Origin of the sequence: Polynucleobacter sp. AM-25C3, from assembly GCF_018882335.1 — a bacterium.
Lineage (GTDB): Bacteria > Pseudomonadota > Gammaproteobacteria > Burkholderiales > Burkholderiaceae > Polynucleobacter.
In genome coordinates, this window is the sequence record NZ_JACVOS010000005.1 from 1 (window position 1) to 21,557 (window position 21,557).

A 21,557-nucleotide genomic window follows, 5' to 3' on the forward strand; every position below is an offset into this window, starting at 1 on the left:
GGATGTGGACATACAATCATGAAAGACCGAACATGGGCTTAGGTGGAATTACACCAAAGCAAAAACTAGCACTTGCAGTACCAGCTTCTACTTTTAGCTTAAGTTAAAAATGGGGGGATTACCGTGGTTCGGAATTCGTGGCCTTGATGACACTGGGAGCCTAAATCACTTCGTGGCAATGTTTTCGGGCGATGTACTAGGAACAGTTTTACTGATTGTTCTTATTAAATATAGTCTGAATTTAATGAGAGCTTCAAGGGCTGATTAATCAAAGAGCTCGCTTAACGCTGCTCCTGGATCGTTGGCTCGCATAAAGGCTTCGCCAACTAAAAATGCGTTGACTTGATGGTCGCGCATCAGTTGGACATCGGCACGCGTCATGATTCCCGATTCAGTGACCAGGGTTCTGCCATCCGGCACCATTGATAGCAGTGACAATGTTGTTTGAAGGGTAACCTCAAAAGTTTTGAGATTACGATTATTGATCCCAAGCAGGGATGTTTTAAGTTCTAGAGCTTGCTCTAATTCAGGGGCATTGTGCACTTCCACCAATACATCTAAGCCAAGTTCATGCGCGCAGGCTTCCAACTCTTTCATTTGATTAAGTTCAAGACAGGCCACGATTAACAAAATGGCATCCGCACCGATTGCTCTAGCTTCGTAGACTTGGTAAGGGTCGATCGTGAAGTCTTTGCGCAACACTGGAATGCTACAGGCAGCTCTTGCTGCCTGAAGATAGGCATTTGCCCCCTGGAAATAGTCTTTGTCTGTGAGAACAGATAAGCAAGCTGCGCCATTTTTTTCATAGGACTGAGCAATCTCAGCTGGCCGGAAGTCTTCCCGCAATATTCCCTTGCTGGGACTTGCCTTCTTAATTTCAGTGATGACGCCAGCTTTGCCAGATGCAATCTTCTGATTGATCGATTGAATAAAGCCGCGTGGCTTTAGAGTGGCATCGCGATTATTTTCTTCAGCCTGATCACGTTGATTGCCTAGAGAGATTTTTTTTGAATCTGAGGCGACCTCAATCTTTTTGGTTGCAACAATTTTGTCGAGGATATCGCTCATGAAAGTCTTAATTAATTTTGGGTTGCAGCAACAAATTGGTCAAGCTTTTGACGGGCCGCACCAGATGCAATGACTGCCTGTGCCAACTGAATACCACTGGCGATACTCGGAGCTACATCTGCTACATACAGTACCGCGCCAGCATTGAGGCAAACAATATCACTTGCTGGACCAGGCGTTTTGTTTAGCACGTCTAAAACAATCGCTTTAGATTCTTCGGCATCGGCAACCTTAAAGCCATTGGTCGGAGCGGTATTCAAGCCAAAGTCTTGTGGATGAATTTCATATTCGCGAACCTGGCCATCTTTTAATTCGCCAACGAGGGTGGGGCCCTCAAGAGAAATCTCATCTAAACCATCGCGACCATAAACTACTAGCGCATGATCCATACCCATGGCTTGTAATACGCGCGCCTGAATACCTACTAAGTCTGCATGAAACACGCCCATCAGAATACGCTTGGCATCTGCTGGGTTAGTCAGCGGGCCTAGGATATTGAAAATCGTGCGCACACCAAGATCTTTACGAATCGGTACGACATTCTTCATAGCCGGGTGATGGTTTGGAGCAAACATAAAGCCTGCTCCAACCTTGGCAATGCATTGCGCTACTTGCTCTGGTGATAGCGATAACTTCACGCCAAATGATTCCAGAATGTCTGCGCTTCCGGATTTGCTGCTCACGCTACGATTACCGTGCTTAGCAATTTTTGCACCGGCAGCTGCTGCCACAAACATCGCTGCTGTAGAAATATTGAAGGTGTGGGCGCCATCACCACCTGTACCCACAACATCAACTAAATTTTTTCTGTCTTCCACATGTACTGGGGTTGCAAATTCGCGCATCACTTGAGCAGCTGCAGCAATTTCCCCAACAGTCTCTTTTTTTGTGCGTAGAGCAACTAGCAAGCCAGCCACTAAAGTTGGTGGCATCTCACCACTCATGATGAGGCGCATCATTGCAGTCATCTCATCATGAAAGAGTTCGCGATGTTCAATGCAACGTTGCAGTGCTTGCTGAGGGGTGATTGGCATAGTGCTTAGTTACTTGGTTTGAGTTATTTGGCTTGGAGGAAATTCTTTAGCAGTGCGTGGCCATGCTCAGAAAGAATGGATTCTGGATGAAATTGCACGCCTTCAACTGCGAGTTCTTTGTGGCGTACGCCCATGATTTCTCCATCAGAGGATGTGGCAGTGATTTCAAGTACAGCCGGCAAAGAACTCTTATCAATTGCAAGAGAGTGATAGCGCGTCACTTTGAATGGGCTTGGTAATCCCTTGAAAACGCCAACACCAGTATGGTAAATATCGTCGGTTTTGCCGTGCATCACTTTTTGGGCGCGAATAATCTTGCCGCCAAACGCTTCACCAATCGCTTGGTGTCCAAGACATACCCCCAGAATGGGAATCTGGCCTGCGTAGCGTTGGATCGTAGCTACTGAAATCCCTGCTTCAGCTGGGCTGCATGGTCCAGGTGAAATGCAAATGCGCGCAGGATTAATTTTGGCGATCTCTTCAACTGCAATCTCATCATTACGAAAGACTTTGACCTCTTCACCCAGCTCTGCAAAATACTGAACGAGGTTATAGGTAAATGAATCGTAGTTATCAATCATGAGGAGCATCGAGTCCTCCTTGTACTAAATCAGCCGCCATCAATACCGCACGGGCTTTGGCTTCGGTTTCTTTCCACTCGGCAGTGGGGTCTGAGTCGGCAACTACACCAGCGCCAGCCTGGGAGTGCAATACACCATCACGAATCACGCCAGTACGAATGGCTATTGCCACATCCATATCTCCCGAGAATGAGAGATAGCCTACTGCGCCACCATAGACACCGCGTTTAACGATTTCCATTTCATCAATAATTTCCATTGCCCGAATTTTTGGGGCGCCAGATAAAGTGCCGGCCGGGAAGGTTGCTCGCAAGACATCCATATTGCTCATATTGTCTAGCAGTTCACCTTCGACAGAGCTCACGATATGTTGTACATGAGAGTACTTTTCAATCGACATCGAGTCGGTGACTTTGACGGTGCCTGTTTTGGCAATGCGACCAACATCATTGCGAGCCAGATCAATCAACATCACATGCTCTGCAATTTCTTTGGGATCGGCAAGCAATTCTGTAGCAAGGCGCTGATCTTCTTCAGGCGTTGCGCCGCGAGGACGTGTACCCGCTAGCGGACGAATGGTGACAATTTTTTGGCTATCACGCTGCTCTTGGCGCACTAGGATTTCAGGTGAAGATCCGACGACTTGCAGATCACCAAAGTCATAGAAGTACATGTAAGGCGATGGATTGAGCGAGCGCAACGCCCTATAGAGAGCGAGCGGTGAATCTGTGAATGGTTTGCTGATGCGTTGACCAATTACTACTTGCATGCAATCGCCAGCCAAAATATATTCTTTGGTTTTAAGAACTGCGTTTTCAAAATCGACTGCTTTGAACTTGCGGATAAGCTCTGTCTTAGTACTCGGCAATGAAGCCGGCATGTTCACAGGTTTACTTAGGCAGGCTAGTAGCTCTTTTAATCGCGCTTGGCCTTTTTCAAAGCTATCTACAAGACTTGGGTCTGCATACACAATTAAATAAATACGACCAGCCACGTTATCGATTACCGCCAACTCTTCCGTCAACATCAATTGAATATCAGGCACACCTAATTCATCTGGAAGGCTATGCTTGGCTAAGCGGGATTCGATATAGCGAACCGTGTCATAGCCGAAGTAGCCAGCAAGGCCACCGCAGAAGCGTGGGAGGCCTAGCTGTACTGCAACTTTGAAGCGTTTGAAGTAAGTATCCACAAAATCCAATGGATTGTCATGATTAGTTTCAATCACTTGGTCATTAAGGAGCACTTCAGTCAGTGGTGAAGCCGGTGTACCCACTGTTCTCAAAACCGTTTTAGCTGGTAAGCCAATAAAGGAGAAGCGACCAAAGCGCTCGCCACCTAAAACGGATTCAAGTAGGTAGGTATTTTTTTGGCCAAAGGCTTGAGTCAATTTGACGTAAAGCGAGAGAGGTGTCTCTAAGTCGGCTAAAACTTCTTTCACCAGTGGAATGCGATTGAAACCCTGTTTTGCTAGGGCTAAAAATTCTTCGTGCTGCATTACGCTTTTCCTGAGGTCGCTAATTCTGCGCGCATCGCCTTAATCACGTCGGCATAATTCTCTTTGCCAAAGATTGCGGAGCCGGCAACAAAAGTATCTGCACCAGCTTTAGCTACCTCTGCAATATTGTCGACCTTAATTCCGCCATCGACCTCTAAGCGAATATGACGACCGGTTTCTTGTTGATAACGATCTAAGCGTGCACGAACTTGAGCAATTTTATTCAGAGTGCTTGGAATGAATGATTGACCACCAAAGCCTGGGTTCACAGACATCAGTAAGACGAGATCGAGAAGCTCCAGAGTGTGGTCTAAGTGATGAAGCGGTGTCGCGGGATTGAGAACAAGTCCGGCTTGACATCCTTGATCACGAATCAAATTAATAGTGCGATCCACATGAGGACTTGCCTCTGGGTGAAAGCTAATGAGGTTTGCTCCGGCTTTTGCAAAATCCGGAATCAAGCGATCTACTGGCTCCACCATCAGGTGCACATCAATCATGGCTGGTTTGCCATCTTTTGATGCGTGTGGGCGAATTGCCTCGCATACCAAGGGGCCAATAGTCAGGTTGGGGACGTAATGGTTGTCCATCACATCAAAGTGAATCCAGTCAGCGCCCGCAATCAGAACATCTTGAACTTCTTTGCCAAGGCAGGCAAAGTCAGCCGACAAAATGGAGGGGGCAATAACAAACTGGCTATTTGAGGGTGATTTCTGGCTATCCATCCCTAGATTCTAGCTTGCAGTTGGCCTTAGGATGGAGCAGAATTCGAGCATGAATCCTCATGAAATTAGCATTACGGTCAAAACCCAGTATTTGCCCGACCAGTCTGACCCAGATAACCGCCAATTTGCGTTTGCCTATACCGTCACTATTCGAAATACCGGCGCAGCCAGTATTCAGCTAATAGCCCGCCATTGGTTCATCACCGATGGGGATAATGATGTCCAAGAAGTCCGTGGCTTGGGGGTTGTAGGGCAGCAACCGCTGTTGCGGGCAGGCGAGCAATTTGAGTACACCAGCTGGGCGACTTTGCCGACACCGGCAGGAACAATGCGTGGGGAGTATTTCTGCGTCACTGAAGAGGCTCAATTTTTCCAGGCCCCAATCCCAGAATTTGCCTTGGTAATGCCTAGAACTTTGCATTAAGTTCTAAAAAAGCCCTATTTTTTGCCCTTACCAGTCCAAAGGACAATAAAGAGCAGGAGGGCTAAAGCTAGACCTCCCTCAACGGCAAACAAGATCATTGGGTATTCATCGAGTAAATTGGCAATCATGATTTCTATATCCAAATTAATAAGTCGCGAGAAAACTCTGCGAATCCTTGCCTGCAGTGTATTCGCTATCAGCATTGCAAGCTTATTGGTGGCTTGTTCCACGCCTTCTACACGAGGCTCTGGTTACCGCTCTAGTGGTAGTGCCCCAGTTTCTTATAGTTCCTCGATCGCCAGCTTTCGATCGGTAGCATGGCAAGAGTTGCCCGGTTGGCAGGAGGACGACTTAATACAGGCCTGGCCTGCGTGGCTCAAGAGTTGTGATGCATTGCGTAAGCGCAATAGCGAGATCAATTGGAAGCAGGTATGTTCCCAAGCTTCCAGCGTCTCGGGGCGCGACAAGCAAGCGATTCGCCAATATTTTGAGGGAAATTTTCAGGTATACGAAGTGCGCAACAGTGCTACCGGCAATGAATCCGGCCTGATCACGGGCTATTACGAACCTATCATGAATGGCTCCCAGACCCGCACTGCAAGCTACACGGTCCCCTTGTACGGGCTGCCAAATGCTTGGAAGACATCGAAGCCGAGTCCTGCGCCGACGCGCGCAGAGTTAATGAGTTCCGGAGTCCTTCGAGGCTCGGAGATTGCTTGGGTGCAAGATCCAGTTGCCGCTGCATTTATGCAAATACAGGGCTCAGGAAAGATTCGTCTTGAGGATGGCCGTGTCTTACGTCTGGGCTATGCCGGCACCAACGATCAACCATTTAAGTCTTTCGCTCAATGGCTCTTGGATCGTAAGGAAATTACTCGTGGCGAAGCAACCATGCAGGGCATCTCCGCCTGGGCCAAGCGTAACCCTAGCCGGGTTGAAGAGATGCTCAACGCCAATCCTCGTTTTGTGTTCTTCAAAGAGTTGCCAGGAAATGTGAGCGCCGATCTTGGCCCTAATGGAGCTTTAGGGGTGCCATTGACTGCTGAGCGAAGTATTGCGATTGATTTAAAGGCGATGCCTTTAGGTGCACCAGTATTTTTGAGTACGACTAAACCATTGAGTAGTCAAACCCTGCAAAAATTGGTGATGGCCCAGGACACGGGCAAAGCCATTGTGGGCGGGGTACGGGCAGATTACTATTGGGGATCGGGAGATTCCGCTGGAGAATTGGCGGGACGGATGAAGCAAGATGGCAAGATGTGGTTATTGTTGCCGCGCTGAATGAATTATTTTTTTGAAAGATATTGATGACTTACAACACCATATTGACTGAAGTAGATGGCAAGGTTGCCGTGATTACTTTGAATCGCCCTCAAGTGCTAAATGCCTTGAATGATGAGTTAATGGATGAATTAGGTGCGGCTTTGTTAGGCTTTGATGCGGATGACAATATTGGTTGCATCATCGTTACCGGCAGTGAAAAAGCCTTTGCTGCTGGCGCAGATATTGCGACGATGGCGAAGTATGGATTTGGTGATGTGTACCGTGGAGATTTTATCTCTCGCAACTGGGAAGAGATGAAAAAAGTACGTAAGCCAGTGATTGCTGCAGTGTCCGGTTACGCCCTTGGCGGCGGATGCGAATTGGCGATGATGTGCGACACCATCATGGCTGCTGATAGTGCGAAGTTTGCCCAACCAGAAGTGAAATTAGGAATTATCCCTGGTGCTGGTGGTACGCAGCGTTTGCCACGTGCCGTCTCTAAGGCTAAGGCTATGGATTTGGCATTGACTGGCCGCATGATGGATGCTGCTGAAGCCGAGCGCTCAGGCCTCGTCGCCCGAATTTTTCCTCAAGCGGATTTATTGAAAGAGGTTAAAGCGATTGCCAAAACCATTGCTGATATGCCATTGCTAACAGCAATGATGGTGAAGGAAGCAATCAACACCGCTTATGAAACTACCCTTGCAGAAGGTATTCATTTTGAGCGTCGCTTATTCCATGCTTGTTTTGCGACTAACGATCAAAAAGAAGGTATGGCCGCCTTTATGGAAAAGCGCCCAGCTCAATTTACTAACTCTTAAAGTAATTAAGTTTTTTCTAAATAGCGTTGAGCTAGCTTGACCCAGTAGCTCACGCCAACTGGGATCAATGCATCATTGAAGTCATAAGATGGATTGTGTAGATGGCATGGGCCCATGCCATGCCCTACGGAGCGATGATCGCCATCACCATTGCCTAAGAAAACATAGCAACCGGGTTTCTCCAGCAGCATAAAAGCAAAATCCTCAGCACCCATGGTTGGGTCGATAGAGGTATTGACGTTCTGCGCTCCAACGAGCTCGCCCATCACTTCGCTTGCGAACTCCACTTCATCATCATGATTAATTAGTGGGGGATAGTTGCGAGCAAAACTCACTTCTGCTTGACAGTCAAATGCGTTAGCTACGTTGTGTGAGATTTCTTTTAAGCGCTGTTCGATCAAATCTAAAACTTCTATCGTGAATGTACGAACTGTTCCACCGATAAAGGCGCTATCAGGGATGACATTACTTGTCTCACCAGCATGAAATTGCGTGACCGACAAAACAGCCGCATCTACGGGCCGCTTATTGCGCGTGATGATGCTTTGTAGGGCTTGAACAACTTGCGTACCTGCTAAGACAGGATCAGCGCTATTGTGTGGCAAGGCAGCATGACCACCTTTACCGCGAATGGTGATTTCAAAAGTATTGCTTGAGGCCATCATGGGACCAGCTGTCACGCCGAAATGGCCTTCAGCAAGACCTGGCCAGTTGTGGAGGCCAAACACGGCGTCACAAGGAAATTGCTTAAAAAGGCCATCGTTAATCATTTCTTGCGCACCAGCACCACCTTCTTCGGCTGGCTGAAAAATGAAAATGACCGAACCTGTAAAGTCTCGATGATTAGATAAGTATTGAGCTGCGCCCAAGAGCATTGCAGTGTGACCATCATGGCCGCAGGCATGCATTTTTCCTGGATTCTTTGAAGTGTGTTCAAAGGTATTGTGTTCTTGAAGTGGCAGGGCATCCATGTCGGCGCGCAAGCCAACCATCTTGCCTGGACCTAAGTCGCCATCAAGTCTACCGACAACCCCAGTTTTTCCAAGACCACGATAAACCGTGATTCCCCAGCTCGAAAGTGCTTCAGCTACAAGATCAGAAGTACGATTTTCTTCAAAGCGCAATTCTGGATGCGCATGAATATTGCGGCGAATCTCTTGTATGGCGGATGCGGAGTCGATGATTTCTGGAAGTAATCGCATAACTTCATCTTATCTGAATTTACTCAGGCAGCTTTATGTGCTCTGCAGCAAAACCTAATGCCTCTATGGAGTAAGGGGCATTCTCTGACTTCTTGAGTTGCGCTGGAAGGCTGGGAATGATTCCCAGAAATGGGGCAAATATTCGGTCTTTTAAGGTTTGAATATTCTCTTCTAAAAGAGGCATTTCATCGGAAAGGGTATTGGCAACCCATCCTGCAATCGTTAATTGACGAGACTGAATGGCCTCACAAGTGAGTAAAGCATGGTTAATGCACCCTAGGCGCATTCCAACCACGAGGATCACTGGTAAATCCATCGCCTGAGCCAAATCACCTAAATCTTCTTGCTCATTTAAAGGAACTAAAAACCCACCTGCGCCTTCGACAACGACCGAATCAAATTGATGATCCAGAGAATTTAAAGCGCCCAGAATGATCGTGCAATCCAAGTAGATGCCATTTTTCTTGGCAACAAGGTGTGGCGCTGCCGCTTCATCGAGAACATAAGGGCAAAGACTTTGTTCGTTGGGATTCAATCCTGAAGCAATGCGTAGTGCTTCTAGGTCTTCATTTAGTTTTTGGCCGCTAGAGCCCGTATAAGTTCCAGCAACAACAGGTTTAAAGCCTGCTGCACTCAATCCTTTTTCTTTAAGCTTCAGGACTAAAGCGCCGCTTACCAAAGTCTTGCCAACTTCAGTGTCAGTACCAGTTACAAAAAAACTCGTGGGCAAGTTTGAGGTCATGTTCCACCCTCTACTCTTTGCTCAATCCCCTTTAAGGTCTGGATGAGTTCTCGTAAGTCGTCAATACTGTGGTTTGCAGAAAATGTAATGCGTAGGCGAGAGCTACCAACAGGGACGGTGGGTGGCCGAATTGCCGGAATCCAGTACCCTGCTTTATCTAGTAACTGTGCTACTGCCAATGCGTTGGCATTACTTCCTAGAATCACTGGTTGAATAGGCGTGGATGAAGAGATCTTCTCCCAATTGGAGAATGTCATTTCTTCCCGCCAAATTTCGATCAATTGGTTTAATTTTTTACGACGTTCAATACCTTCATTTCCCTCTATGATCTCCAGGCTCTTAAGAAGGGTATGTGCAATGGCTGGTGGTGTTGCTGTGCTGTAAATATAAGGGCGACCTTTTTGAATCAGCCATTCAATAAATGGGGCTGCTCCGCAAATAAAGGCGCCGCCGACACCGGCCGCTTTACCAAGTGTGCCGATATAAATAATTCTTTCTGAATGCACATTGGATTGCTCCAGAATGCCGTGACCGTGTTTGCCAAGCACACCAAACCCATGGGCATCATCTACCATCAGCAGCACATCATATTGCTCAGCGATTTGAAGCAATTTTTCTACTGGCGCAATATCGCCATCCATGCTGAAGACGCCGTCGACCACAATCAACTTAAGTGGATGTGCATCGTGCTTCAATGCATTCTCAAGCGAGTCGAGGTCTTGGTGATCAAACAAAGTCACATTCGCTTTAGTTTGAGCGCTAGCTAAACGAATGCCATCAATCAAAGAGGCGTGATTCAGTTTGGCTGAATAGATGCTTGCCTCGCCCTGTTTGGCAAGTCTGGCTAGCCCGGTAATAGCGTTGATGTTAGCAAGATAGCCAGTGCTAAAGAATAAAGCTCGTGTATTCGGAATATGGGCGCTCTCAAAAGCGGCTAATTTTTTTTCAAGTAAGTCATGTGCAATGCTATGGCCACTAATCAAGTGAGAGGCGCCGCTGCCAACACCATATTTTTTGGCGCCTTCAGCAAGGGCTGCCACTAATGCGGGGTGGTTTGCGAGACCTAAATAATCATTACTGCAAAAAGCTTTGAGCTCTCGGTTGTCAACTCTTGCTTTGGTGTCGCATGGTGACTCAGTGGTGCGCAGCTTACGCCTGAGAAGCCGTTCATCCAGACTGGCAATCTGGCCTTCAGCCATGTTGAGCGCATTGAAAGTTCTGCTCATGCAAGTGCTCGATCTAAAGCACGCTGTACGGATGCGCCCATTTGCATCGCTTCATCGGTTGAAAGAATATACGGGGGCATTAGATAAATCGTATTGCCAATTGGCCTGATGAGTACACCCTCATCCAGACTTGCTGTAAACATTTCTCGTGAAAAAGTATTTGGGCGTTTGAGCGATTCTGACTTGACATCAAATGCCAGGATCATGCCCTGCTGACGCCAATGTTCAATACGAGCATCTGCTTTTGCCCAAGCAAAAGCATTTGCAAGATCATTACTGCGCTCAATATTTTTTTCAAGAACAGATTCAGTTTCAAAAATTTCTAAGCAGGCGAGGGCGGCAGCACATGCTAGCGGATTGCCCGTATAGGAATGTGAATGTAGGAAGCCTTGTTGTGTTTTATCACCATAAAAGGCGCGATAAATCATATCCGTAGTCATGGAAAGTGAGAGCGGAAGGTAACCGCCACTAATGCCTTTGGACAGGGTTAAGAAGTCTGGCCAGATTCCGGCATGTTCGCAAGCAAAAAACTTTCCTGAACGACCACAGCCCACGGCAATTTCATCGGCGATGAGGTGAACGTCGTAGCGATCGCAGAGTGCTCGTACTAATCGCAGATATTCCGGTGAGTACATTGCCATCTGTCCGGCGCATTGAATGAGTGGTTCAACAATGATGGCGGCAATATTTTGATGTTCGGATTGCAATAACTCTTCTAATTTTTTTGCGGCATGCTTAGCAACATCCTCAGCATCTTCACCTGCTTGTGCCTTTCGTGCGTCAGGAGATGAAACAGTGAATACATCTTGCAAGAGCTCGCCATAGGCCTCCCGAAAGATCGCAACGTCAGTCACCGCTAGTGCGCCTAAAGTTTCTCCGTGGTAACCATTTTCTAAGCAAACAAATTTTTTCTTTTGCGGCTTATTATTTAGTCGCCAAAAATGGTGACTCATCTTTAGGGCAATCTCTACCGCAGAGGCACCATCGGATGCGTAAAACACATGACCCAGATGTCCTTGAGTTAAAGCGGATAGTTTTTCTGAAAGCGCTACTACTGGGGGGTGTGTAAATCCAGCGAGCATGACATGCTCAATTTTTTCCAGCTGATTGCTAATGGCTTGATTGATTCGGGGATTAGAGTGACCAAATAGATTGGTCCACCAAGAGCTAATGCAATCGAGGAGCGCGTTGTCTTTTTCATCAAAGAGCCACGCACCCTTACCGCGGGTGATCGCAATTAAGGGTAGGGATTCGTGATGCTTCATCTGTGTGCAGGGATGCCATACGGCATTTAGGCTGCGATCAACCAGTGACATTTGATTTGGATCAGAAATATGCTTCATGTTTGGTATTTGACCACTAGTTTTTCCTAATTTAGGCCTGTATCTGTTATGTTTATGCCTTGAATTAATCTATTTTCTGGAATTCGACTATGCAGGCCACCCAAACTACTGAAAAACCCCTCACCCACGTCAAATCCCAAAAGGATTTGCAGAAAGAGGTAGACGCTTCAGGCGCTTGGTCTGTGGCTCAAATTGAGGCGCTTTTTGCCCTCCCATTTAGCGATCTGATCTTTAGGGCGCAAGAGACTCACCGCGCTAACTTCCCTGACGGCGATGTGGAATTAGCGACCCTGCTGTCGATTAAGACTGGTGGCTGCCCTGAGGATTGCGGCTATTGCCCGCAGGCCGCCCGGTATGACACGGATGTTAAAGCCAATAAGTTAATGGATTTAGACGAAGTGCTGGAGGCTGCCAAGGCTGCCAAGGCTGCTGGATCTAACCGGTTTTGCATGGGCGCTGCTTGGCGCGAGCCTAAAGATCGTGATATTGAAAAAGTAACGGCCATGATTAAAGGCGTCAAGGCCTTAGGCCTTGAAACCTGTGCCACTCTAGGGATGCTGGAGGCTGGCCAGGCTCAAGCCCTTCAGGAGGCCGGCTTGGACTTCTATAACCATAATTTAGATACTAGCGAGGACTTCTATCGCTCAGTTATTTCTACGCGGGGCTATCAAGACCGTTTAGACACGATTTCAAATGTGCGCGCTGCTGGTATGTCAGTTTGTTGCGGCGGCATTGTTGGTATGGGTGAGTCCCGCGAGCAACGTGCGGCATTTTTAGCCCGTTTGGCCAATTTGAGTCCATACCCAGAGTCAGTACCGATTAACCATCTGGTTCCTGTGGCTGGCACTCCTTTAGAAGATCAGAAACCTTTGGATCCATTGGAGTTTGTCAGAACGATTGCCGTAGCCCGTATCACCATGCCTCATGCACGAGTACGTCTGTCAGCTGGTCGCCAGGAGCTCGGACGAGCGGTTCAGGCCATGTGCTTCCAGGCGGGTGCAAACTCAATTTTCTATGGTGAGCAACTACTCACTACCGGTAACCCTGAGGCAGAACAAGACCGCGAACTCTTGGCCGAGTTAGGCTTAAAGACCAAGCAAAGCTGCAAAGCAGAGGTTTTGGTCTAAGGCTTTAGAAGTTAAATGGCACTAGTAGACCGCTTCATTATTGAGTTTGATGCGGCACTTCGCTCGGTTGTCGGGGGCGCTCATGCTCATCGACCAACCCCTGGATCTGAAGCCCAATTAACTGGTTTATTGGATGCCAAGGAGCGAGAGCATGCGGCAGGATTGATGCGCGTAAATCATGTTGGCGAAGTCTGCGCCCAGGCACTGTATCAATCTCAAAAATTAGTGGCTCGCAACCCAGAAATTCAGCAGATGCTAGATCATTCTGGCCAGGAAGAAATGGACCATTTAGCTTGGTGCGAAACTCGTCTGCAAGAGTTGGGTTCTCATACTAGTTACCTCAATCCAATCTGGTATGCAGGATCCTTCGCAATCGGCTTGGCTGCTGGCTTAGCGGGCGATAAGTGGAGTCTGGGCTTTGTCGCAGAAACCGAAAAACAGGTGGAAAATCATCTAGAGAGTCATCTCGAAAAATTGCCCGCAGAAGATCACCGTTCACGTGCGATTGTTGACCAAATGCGCATCGATGAAATTGAGCATGGACAAGCGGCAATTTCTGCTGGTGGAGCAGTTTTGCCGGAGCCGATTAAAAAGTTAATGCAGGCAATGTCCAAGGTCATGACGACGACTGCTTACAAAATTTAATTCCAAATTAATTTTTCGGATATATTTATTCAGAATACTGTTTATTAATACAGTATATTTACCTATTATTAGGTTAAATAGCTAAGATCTATTCTTAAGTATATTTTCCAAGCCATTGTTTCAAGTAGCATTTTTATAACTACCATTTTCTCAACACATCACGCTAAGTGTTTGTAATTGCTAGGGAATTTCCTAAAAAATTACCCAAAAACACTTGACCCTCTTATTGCGATCCTCTAAAGTGGGAGGAAGTGTGAAAAAGTGGGGTAAATGGTGTTTCAAGGTGCGTCAGCTCTCAATTTAGATGCAAAAGGCCGCATGTCTGTGCCGGCAAAGCATCGTGACGCCTTGTTAGTTCAAGGCGAGGGCCGAATTACGCTTACCAAGCACCCTGATGGATGCCTCCTTTTATTCCCCCGCCCGGAGTGGGAAACCTTTCGATCTCGCGTAGCGCAATTACCGATGGATGCCCATTGGTGGCGTCGAATCTTCCTTGGTAATGCTGCAGAAGTGGATTTGGATAGCGCCGGAAGAATTTTGGTGAGTCCGGAGTTGCGATCAGCTGCTGGTATTGAAAAAGAAGTGATGCTGCTCGGAATGGGTAGTCATCTGGAGTTGTGGGACGCCGCTACTTACGCTGCAAAAGAACAGGCTGCCATTGCACAAGGTATGCCTGAAGCCCTGAAGCAATTTAATTTTTGATGACAGGGTGCCATGAACATAACTCATCGCCCAGTGTTACTGGCCGAGGCGGTGAAGGCGCTGATCAGTGGCCCACGCATCAATACTCTCGAAGCTTCAAAAAATCTACTCTTGATCGACGGGACCTTTGGGCGCGGTGGCCATACGCAAGCCCTACTTTCTCAATTACCTCCGAGTGCGCGAATGATTTCATTCGACAAGGATTTGGATGCAATTGCAGTAGCGGAAAAAATCAACGACCCACGTTTGCAAATAGTGCACGACAGTTTTGCGCAGATGGATCAGTACGCAGAACCAGAATCAGTCGATGGCATTTTATTGGATTTGGGAATCAGTTCTCCACAAGTAGACGAAGCACATCGTGGCTTTTCATTTCGCAAGGACGGTCCGCTCGATATGCGGATGAATACGGATCACGGATTGACGGCAGCAGAATGGTTGGAGCAAGCATCGCAAGAGGACATCACTCGCGTGATTAAGGCTTATGGTGAGGAGCGTTTTGCATTTCAGATTGCTAAAGCTATTGTGGCTAAGCGAGAAGAGGGATTGTCGCCAAAAACAACCTTGCAATTAGCAAGCTTAGTAGCTAGCGTAGTTCGCACAAGAGAGGTGGGACAAGATCCTGCCACCAGAACTTTTCAAGCGCTTCGAATTTTTATCAATCGCGAGCTGGAAGATTTAGAACTCGGCTTGAAAGCAGCGCTTCATTTATTGAGGCCGGGTGCGCGATTGGCGGTGATTAGTTTTCATTCGCTTGAAGACCGTATCGTGAAGCAGTTCATGCAGTCACACTCCAAGGTTGAAGTGCCACGTGGTTTGCCAGTTCGCGATAGAGATCTACCGCAGAGCGCTCTGGAAATTATTGGACGCGTTAAACCTAGTGATGAAGAGGTTCGAGAGAATCCTCGTGCCCGTTCAGCCATCATGCGTATTGCTGAAAAACGTGCGGGAGTCATGGTTTGAATCGCGCTACTCTGACGCTGCTCGCTTTGTTATTGATCTGCGCCTTATCTTTGGTTGCCGCACAACAGCGTGCTCGTAAGTTATTTATTGCATTAGAGCGTGCGCAAATTGAGGAGCGCAAGCTCAATCAAGACTGGTTGCGTCTGGAATATGAGCAGCGAAATCTATCTAAGTCTGCACGGATTCGTGATGTTGCTCGAAATCAGTTGCACATGGTTCCCATCTCTCCAGAACGTACTTTGTACTTGAAGGAGGCAAGATGAGGCCGGTAGGTTTCTCCACTACGCCCAATTTAGTATTGCGTTTGCCAATGTGGCGGTCACGCCTCATGCTATTCATGTTGTTCTTTGTCTTCATGTTGTTACTGATTCGCGCTTTCTGGATTCAAGGCCCAGGAAATGCTTTCTATGAAGCGAAAGGTATACGCGGAACACAGCGCGAGCTAGAGCTACCTGCTTCACGTGGAAAAATATTGGATCGCAATGGTCAAGTGATTGCTACGAGTTTGGAAGCAAAGTCAGTGATCGCCTATAACGATACTGTTCCGGATGACTTGGCTGCGGACAAGGTTCAAAAGTTGGCAAGCCTATTACAGATAAGCGAATCAGAATTACGTAAAAAATTAAAAGAAGAGCGTAAGCAGATTTTCTTAAAGCGCCAAGTAGATCCAGAAGTGGCGCAACAAATTAAGCAATTAGAGATTCCCGGTATTGGTTTGAATAATGAATACCGCCGCTTCTATCCTGAGGGTGAGGCGATGGCGCACGTTGTTGGCTTCACCAATGTTGAAGACCGCGGCCAGGAGGGCATGGAGCTCTCTAGAGAAAAAGAATTGGCTGGGCACCCTGGCGCACGTCGCGTAGTAGTGGATCGCTTGGGTCGCGTGGTGGAGGACGTAGCCATTCTGCAGTTGCCACAAAACGGAAAAGATTTGCAACTCTCGATTGATAGCAAAATTCAGTTTCTTGCCTATAACGCTGTGAAAAATGCTGTCGAGCAACATCGTGCAAGTGCTGGCGGGGCAGTTGTGTTGGATACGCAGACTGGTGAAATATTGGCTCTAGCAAATTACCCAAGCTATAACCCCAATGATCGCAAGAAATTAAATGGTGAGCAATTACGTAACCGTGTTTTAACGGATACCTTTGAGCCTGGCTCTACATTGAAGCCTTTAACTGTGGCAATTGCCTTAGAGAAGGGCGTTATTACTCCAAATACCAATATGGTGATTGGTGCCAAATACTTAATTGGCCCAAAACCAATTACGGATACTCACCCGTACGGCAATCTTACTGTTGCTCAAATTATTCAAAAGTCGAGCAATATTGGTACGGCCAAAATTGCAATGAATAATCTATCTGCGGAAGAAATGTGGAATTTCTATACTTCTGTTGGTTTAGGTCAAGCGCCGAAGATTGGATTCCCTGGCGCAGTCTCAGGCACAGTGCACCCCTATAAAAAATGGGTACCATCAGATCAGGCGCGTATTGCTTTTGGCTACGGGATTTCAGCCTCACTCTTTCAGGTGGCTCGCGCCTACACCATCTTTGCGCGTGATGGTGAGTTGGTGCCGCTCACGATTGAACGTAGCCCAGACTTTAAGCCTGGCACTCATGTCATATCAGCAAAGACGGCTATTGAAATGCGCACCATGATGGAGTCAGTAACAGAGCCTGGTGGAACAGCTATTAAAGCTCAGGCCGAAGGTTACCGAGTTGGTGGAAAAACAGGTACTGCACATAAGTTGGTGGGTAAGGGGTATGGTAATAAATATCGCGCCTACTTTGCAGGTCTAGCACCGATTAGTGCGCCGCGCATTGTTGTGGCGGTGATGATCGATGAGCCGACTGGCGGAAGTCACTATGGCGGTGATGTTGCCGCACCGGTGTTCTCTACTATTGTGAGTGAGACACTCCGTACCTTGAATGTGTTGCCAGATAGTAATGTTAAGCAGATGACATTGCAGGATAAAAATCCTCTAGAAATTCAAAGTGCTTCAGTAAAAACTCATGCAGCGGTTTTAAAAAGATGATGGCGATGGTAAATATAGAACCCCATCTCTTGATCTCGCATTTACGCGATCTTACTTCTGCGGATGCAGCAGTGAGCGCAGATAGTCGTCAAATTCAAGCTGGTGATATTTTCTTTGCGTATGCAGTTGGGCATGGTAATGTCCTGCGAGATAGTCGCGATTACATTGCCGCTGCTTTGGCGAACGGCGCAGCGGCAGTTGTATTTGATCCTGCTGATGGAGTAGCCAACGAATATCTAGATCATCCGGTATGTTTCTCTATTGAAAGTTTGGCGACCCTAGCAGGACAACTCTGTGCAGAGTGGTATGACTACCCAAGTAAAAAATTAAACGTTATTGGCGTCACCGGAACGAATGGCAAAACCAGCATTACTCAGTGGCTAGCGCAGGCTTTAGATGAATCAAGCCATCGGACAGCAGTACTAGGAACCTTGGGTACGGGATTTCCTGGTGCGCTGATTCAGACGGGTTACACCACGCCAGATGCACCGCGTTTGCAAACGCAGTTAAAAGAATTGCTTAATGCTGGTGCTCAACAGGTGGCTATTGAAATCTCCTCTCATGCGCTAGATCAAGAGCGTATTTCTGGGTTGGAGATAGACACTGCGGTATTTACGAATTTGACCCAAGACCATTTGGATTATCACGGCACGATGGGTGAGTACGCCGAAGCCAAGGCCAAGTTATTTCAGCAGCCTGGTCTTCAGCATGCCGTAATCAATTTTGATGACCCATTTGGACGTGAGCTCGCTATGAAACTTCTTGCTAATGGCGATCTTCAGGTCTGGGCTTATGCATTAAACAAAGACGCTTTTGCTGGGTTTGAGAAATTCAGCGATCGCTTGAAGCGTGTTTATACAGCAGGCAGTATTCTGACTTCGGCTGGCTATGACGCTGTATTGAGTTTCGAGGGTGTTGATTCCAGCGCTGTACATCTCCCAGTCCTTGGTGAATTTAATCTGAGTAACTGCCTGGCAGTTTGGACAGTCTTATTGGTCCAAGGCTTGAGCCCAAGTGAGGCCTCTAAGCGCATGAGCAAGCTGAGTACTGTTCCTGGTCGTATGGAACTCATTCGCTTGAATAAAACACAGAAAACTGAGGGCCCATTAATTGTTGTGGACTATGCGCATACACCAGATGCCCTCACTAAAGCATTGAATGCATTGCGACCTATTGCAAACCAAAGAGGCGGGAAAGTTTGGTGTGTATTTGGCTGCGGTGGTGATCGAGATTCAGGAAAGCGCCCGCAAATGGGTCAAGCAGCGCAAGATTTTGCCGATCACATTGTGATTACCAGCGATAACCCAAGATCTGAAGATCCTCAGGCAATTATTGCCATGATTCAATCCGGTATGTCAGGCGACTTAACAAATGTTCAAGTAGTTGCTGATAGAGCGGCTGCGATTATGGCTGCAGTTCGCCATGCTGATATTAAGGATATTGTCCTAGTTGCCGGTAAGGGGCATGAGTCTACCCAAGAAATCAATGGTAAGAAATTTGATTTTTCTGATCAAGAGCACATTCGTTTGGCTGCGGGAGGTGGCGTATGAGTCTACCGATGACCACCCTTGCTCAAGTACATGCCATGTTACCGGGGAGTGAATTGATTCACGCTAGCAATGAGATCGCTCAGGCAATCAATATTTCTCGTGTGGGAAGTGATAGTCGCCAAATTCAGGCTGGTGAATTATTTGTAGCCCTGGCGGGCGAGCGCTTTGATGCGCATGACTTCCTTGGGGATGTATTGGCAGCAGGTGCTAGCGCAGCGCTAATTAGCAATAAAGAAAAATGCCCTGCAAACTTAGCAGCAGTTTGTGTCGAAGATGTCAAACAAGATTTGGGCGAATTGGCCAAAGCATGGCGTGCACAATTCTCTATCCCAGTAGCATTGGTCACTGGCTCTAACGGAAAGACCACTGTAAAAGAAATGATTGCCTCTATCTTTAGGGTAGCGGCTGGTGAAGAATCTACCTTAGTTACTAAAGGTAATCTAAATAACGATATTGGTTTGCCTTTAACTTTATTGCGCATGCGTTCGAGTGATCGCTTAGCCGTGATTGAGTTGGGTATGAATCATCCTGGTGAAACAGCAGAGTTAGCCGCTATTGCGCAAGCCAATATTGTCCTCATCAATAACGCGCAGCGCGAACATCAAGAATTTATGGCGACCGTTGAAGCGGTTGCAAAAGAACATGCGACTGCTTTGAGCACGCTCCCTGCAGATGGCGTTGCAGTATTCCCAGCCGATTCTGAGTTTTCTGATGTTTGGCATGAAGCTGCCGCAGGGCGCAAGGTGATTGATTTTGTTTTGTCTGCTGATGCGGCTTCGGTTAAAGCTTCCGTAACCGGTAGCTTGCTCGCGAATGGAAGAATTGAGATTGCGACAGAATTGGGCAAGATTGAGGTTCAGCTCAATACTTTAGGGAACCACAACGTCCGTAATGCGCTAGCAGCGAGTGCTGTTGCTTTGGGTGCTGGTTTGAGTCTTGAAAAAATTAAAGCAGGCTTGGAATCTTTTGCCCCTGTAAATGGACGCATGCAGGCAAAGCCTTTAAAGTCCCGCCGCACTCTAATCGACGATAGCTATAACGCTAATCCAGATTCTGTTAGGGCGGCTATTGATGCGCTCAAGCAATCTGGAAATACTTCTTGGTTGGTGTTGGGAGATATGGGTGAAGTGGGTGATCAGGGCCCTGAATTTCATGAAGAGGTTGGCGTTTATGCGGCAGAGCAGGGTGTTGCCAAGTTATTTGCTATTGGGGAGCAATGCAAATTTGCCGTACAGGGCTTTGATAAGTCCCAGGTAAAACAGGCCACCGGAAGTGCTGCACATTTCACAACTTTGGATCAATTACTTGAAGAGCTCAATGTGGCATTGGTAAATCAAGAATCCAATAAACAAATGCATTTAGATATTTTGGTTAAGGGATCCCGTTTTATGCGCATGGAGCGTGTGGTTCAAGCCTTATTAGAGGGGGCTAAAACATGCTCTTGATGTTAGCCCAGTGGCTTCAAGATGACTTTGGATTTTTTCGGGTCTTTAACTACATTACCTTTAGAGCGGTTATGGCAACAGTGACTGCTCTTCTCATTGGTTTAGCAGCTGGCCCATGGGTTATTCGCAAATTGACTGCATTGAAGATGGGTCAGGCGGTACGTACGGATGGTCCGCAAACCCATTTGGTGAAATCAGGTACCCCTACGATGGGTGGCGTATTAATTCTGCTGGGCATTTTTATATCTTGCATGCTATGGGCGGATCTCAGAAATCGCTTTATTTGGATTGTGATGATTGTGACTTTTGGATTTGGACTGATCGGCTGGGTAGATGATTACCGCAAAGTAGCTCGTAAAGATCCTAAGGGGATGGCCTCAAGAGAAAAATTCTTTTGGCAAACCTTGATCGGTTTATTTGCAGCAATTTATTTAGCCTTCTCGGTATCTGAAGTCAACAACCTCAAGGTATTGCAGTTGTTCTTTGATTGGCTTAAGAGCGGCTTTGCTTTGGATCTACCCGCCAAGTCAAATTTGCTGATTCCATTCATGAAAGAAGTCAGCTACCCGCTAGGTGTAATGGGATTCATCATCCTCAGTTATTTGGTGATTGTGGGTAGTAGCAATGCGGTGAACTTGACTGATGGGCTTGATGGTTTGGTGATCATGCCCGTGATTTTGGTTGGAGCGGCATTGGGTGCTTTTGCCTATGTGATGGGTAATGCAATTTACGCAAAGTATTTACTATTCCCTTACATCCCTGGCGCAGGTGAGTTGATGATTTTCTGCGGCGCTATGGGTGGTGCTGGGTTGGCATTCCTTTGGTACAACACGCATCCTGCCCAAGTTTTTATGGGTGATGTTGGTGCTCTCGCCTTGGGCGGGGCACTCGGTACTATCGCTGTCATTGTTCGTCAAGAAATCGTGCTCTTTGTGATGGGTGGAATTTTCGTTGCTGAAACAGTTTCAGTGATGCTGCAAGTCTTCTGGTTCAAATTTACCAAGAAGCGTTTTGGTGAAGGCCGTCGCATTTTTAGAATGGCACCGCTTCATCATCATTTCGAATTGGGTGGTTGGCGTGAAACGCAAGTAGTAGTGCGTTTCTGGATCATCACCATTTTATTAGTCCTCATTGGCCTCTCCAGCCTGAAATTAAGGTAAGCCAAA

The 21,557-nt window shown here is 47.2% G+C and carries 21 protein-coding genes; 12 read left to right on the forward strand and 9 right to left on the reverse strand.

The window, feature by feature from the left end; translation table 11 throughout:
* Positions 1–264: 264 nt before the first annotated feature.
* The 5 genes from trpC to rpe are packed head-to-tail and all read right to left on the reverse strand — an operon-like array spanning position 265 to position 4,906.
* Entirely contained in the window at positions 265–1,068 is an 804-nt protein-coding gene (gene trpC / locus ICN12_RS04335) for an indole-3-glycerol phosphate synthase TrpC (RefSeq protein WP_216270904.1), read from the reverse strand.
* A gap of 11 nt (positions 1,069–1,079) precedes the next feature.
* Entirely contained in the window at positions 1,080–2,102 is a 1,023-nt protein-coding gene (trpD, locus tag ICN12_RS04340; protein WP_216270906.1) for an anthranilate phosphoribosyltransferase, read from the reverse strand.
* Between the two features lie 23 nt (positions 2,103–2,125).
* Entirely contained in the window at positions 2,126–2,692 is a 567-nt protein-coding gene (locus tag ICN12_RS04345; RefSeq protein ID WP_216270908.1) for an aminodeoxychorismate/anthranilate synthase component II, read from the reverse strand.
* Complete coding sequence (trpE, locus tag ICN12_RS04350; RefSeq protein WP_216270910.1) at positions 2,676–4,181, reverse strand: anthranilate synthase component I; 1,506 nt, start codon at positions 4,179–4,181, stop codon at positions 2,676–2,678. Before trpE ends, ICN12_RS04345 begins: the two co-directional genes overlap by 17 nt.
* Positions 4,181–4,906 carry a ribulose-phosphate 3-epimerase gene (gene rpe, locus ICN12_RS04355; RefSeq protein WP_216270912.1) on the reverse strand — a complete coding sequence of 242 codons (726 nt, stop codon included), beginning with the start codon at positions 4,904–4,906 and terminating at the stop codon, positions 4,181–4,183. Before rpe ends, trpE begins: the two co-directional genes overlap by 1 nt.
* A 49-nt stretch (positions 4,907–4,955) precedes the next feature.
* On the opposite strand from rpe, the gene apaG reads away from it, so the two are divergent.
* The 3 genes from apaG (at position 4,956) to ICN12_RS04370 (ending at position 7,414) form a co-directional block, all read left to right on the forward strand.
* Positions 4,956–5,330: a Co2+/Mg2+ efflux facilitator ApaG/CorD gene (gene apaG / locus ICN12_RS04360; protein WP_216270914.1), complete on the forward strand. Its 375-nt coding sequence runs from the start codon at positions 4,956–4,958 to the stop codon at positions 5,328–5,330.
* A 126-nt stretch (positions 5,331–5,456) separates the two neighbouring features.
* Entirely contained in the window at positions 5,457–6,611 is a 1,155-nt protein-coding gene (gene mltA / locus ICN12_RS04365) for a murein transglycosylase A (protein WP_216270917.1), read from the forward strand.
* Between the two features lie 26 nt (positions 6,612–6,637).
* Positions 6,638–7,414, forward strand: coding sequence for an enoyl-CoA hydratase (locus ICN12_RS04370; protein ID WP_216270918.1), 777 nt, complete (start codon positions 6,638–6,640; stop codon positions 7,412–7,414).
* 5 nt (positions 7,415–7,419) lie between these two features.
* Here the strand turns inward: ICN12_RS04370 and ICN12_RS04375 are convergent, their stop codons facing one another.
* The 4 genes from ICN12_RS04375 to bioA are packed head-to-tail and all read right to left on the reverse strand — an operon-like array spanning position 7,420 to position 11,927.
* Positions 7,420–8,616, reverse strand: coding sequence for a M20 aminoacylase family protein (locus tag ICN12_RS04375; protein ID WP_216270920.1), 1,197 nt, complete (start codon positions 8,614–8,616; stop codon positions 7,420–7,422).
* A 19-nt stretch (positions 8,617–8,635) separates the two neighbouring features.
* Positions 8,636–9,358 carry a dethiobiotin synthase gene (gene bioD / locus ICN12_RS04380; RefSeq protein ID WP_216270922.1) on the reverse strand — a complete coding sequence of 241 codons (723 nt, stop codon included), beginning with the start codon at positions 9,356–9,358 and terminating at the stop codon, positions 8,636–8,638.
* A complete protein-coding gene (gene bioF, locus ICN12_RS04385; protein WP_216270924.1) occupies positions 9,355–10,584 on the reverse strand; it encodes an 8-amino-7-oxononanoate synthase in 1,230 nt (409 codons plus the stop codon). The genes bioD and bioF overlap by 4 nt, the downstream gene beginning before the upstream one ends.
* Complete coding sequence (gene bioA, locus ICN12_RS04390) at positions 10,581–11,927, reverse strand: adenosylmethionine--8-amino-7-oxononanoate transaminase (RefSeq protein WP_216270926.1); 1,347 nt, start codon at positions 11,925–11,927, stop codon at positions 10,581–10,583. Before bioA ends, bioF begins: the two co-directional genes overlap by 4 nt.
* Before the next feature lie 89 nt (positions 11,928–12,016).
* On the opposite strand from bioA, the gene bioB reads away from it, so the two are divergent.
* The 9 genes from bioB (at position 12,017) to mraY (ending at position 21,551) form a co-directional block, all read left to right on the forward strand.
* A complete protein-coding gene (bioB, locus tag ICN12_RS04395) occupies positions 12,017–13,054 on the forward strand; it encodes a biotin synthase BioB (protein ID WP_216270929.1) in 1,038 nt (345 codons plus the stop codon).
* A 15-nt stretch (positions 13,055–13,069) separates the two neighbouring features.
* Positions 13,070–13,699 carry a 2-polyprenyl-3-methyl-6-methoxy-1,4-benzoquinone monooxygenase gene (gene coq7, locus ICN12_RS04400; protein WP_216270931.1) on the forward strand — a complete coding sequence of 210 codons (630 nt, stop codon included), beginning with the start codon at positions 13,070–13,072 and terminating at the stop codon, positions 13,697–13,699.
* 273 nt (positions 13,700–13,972) lie between these two features.
* On the forward strand, positions 13,973–14,401 hold the full coding sequence (mraZ, locus tag ICN12_RS04405) for a division/cell wall cluster transcriptional repressor MraZ (RefSeq protein WP_041484992.1): 429 nt from the start codon (positions 13,973–13,975) through the stop codon (positions 14,399–14,401).
* Between the two features lie 12 nt (positions 14,402–14,413).
* A complete protein-coding gene (gene rsmH, locus ICN12_RS04410) occupies positions 14,414–15,364 on the forward strand; it encodes a 16S rRNA (cytosine(1402)-N(4))-methyltransferase RsmH (protein ID WP_216270933.1) in 951 nt (316 codons plus the stop codon).
* Positions 15,361–15,627: a cell division protein FtsL gene (ftsL, locus tag ICN12_RS04415; RefSeq protein ID WP_216270936.1), complete on the forward strand. Its 267-nt coding sequence runs from the start codon at positions 15,361–15,363 to the stop codon at positions 15,625–15,627. The genes rsmH and ftsL overlap by 4 nt, the downstream gene beginning before the upstream one ends.
* Positions 15,624–17,396 (forward strand): peptidoglycan D,D-transpeptidase FtsI family protein, encoded by a 1,773-nt coding sequence (locus ICN12_RS04420; RefSeq protein WP_216270938.1) that lies wholly within the window; start codon positions 15,624–15,626, stop codon positions 17,394–17,396. The genes ftsL and ICN12_RS04420 overlap by 4 nt, the downstream gene beginning before the upstream one ends.
* Complete coding sequence (locus ICN12_RS04425) at positions 17,393–18,946, forward strand: UDP-N-acetylmuramoyl-L-alanyl-D-glutamate--2,6-diaminopimelate ligase (RefSeq protein ID WP_216270939.1); 1,554 nt, start codon at positions 17,393–17,395, stop codon at positions 18,944–18,946. Before ICN12_RS04420 ends, ICN12_RS04425 begins: the two co-directional genes overlap by 4 nt.
* Complete coding sequence (locus ICN12_RS04430; protein ID WP_255537695.1) at positions 18,943–20,391, forward strand: UDP-N-acetylmuramoyl-tripeptide--D-alanyl-D-alanine ligase; 1,449 nt, start codon at positions 18,943–18,945, stop codon at positions 20,389–20,391. The genes ICN12_RS04425 and ICN12_RS04430 overlap by 4 nt, the downstream gene beginning before the upstream one ends.
* Positions 20,382–21,551 carry a phospho-N-acetylmuramoyl-pentapeptide-transferase gene (mraY, locus tag ICN12_RS04435; protein WP_216270941.1) on the forward strand — a complete coding sequence of 390 codons (1,170 nt, stop codon included), beginning with the start codon at positions 20,382–20,384 and terminating at the stop codon, positions 21,549–21,551. The genes ICN12_RS04430 and mraY overlap by 10 nt, the downstream gene beginning before the upstream one ends.
* Positions 21,552–21,557 lie beyond the last annotated feature (6 nt).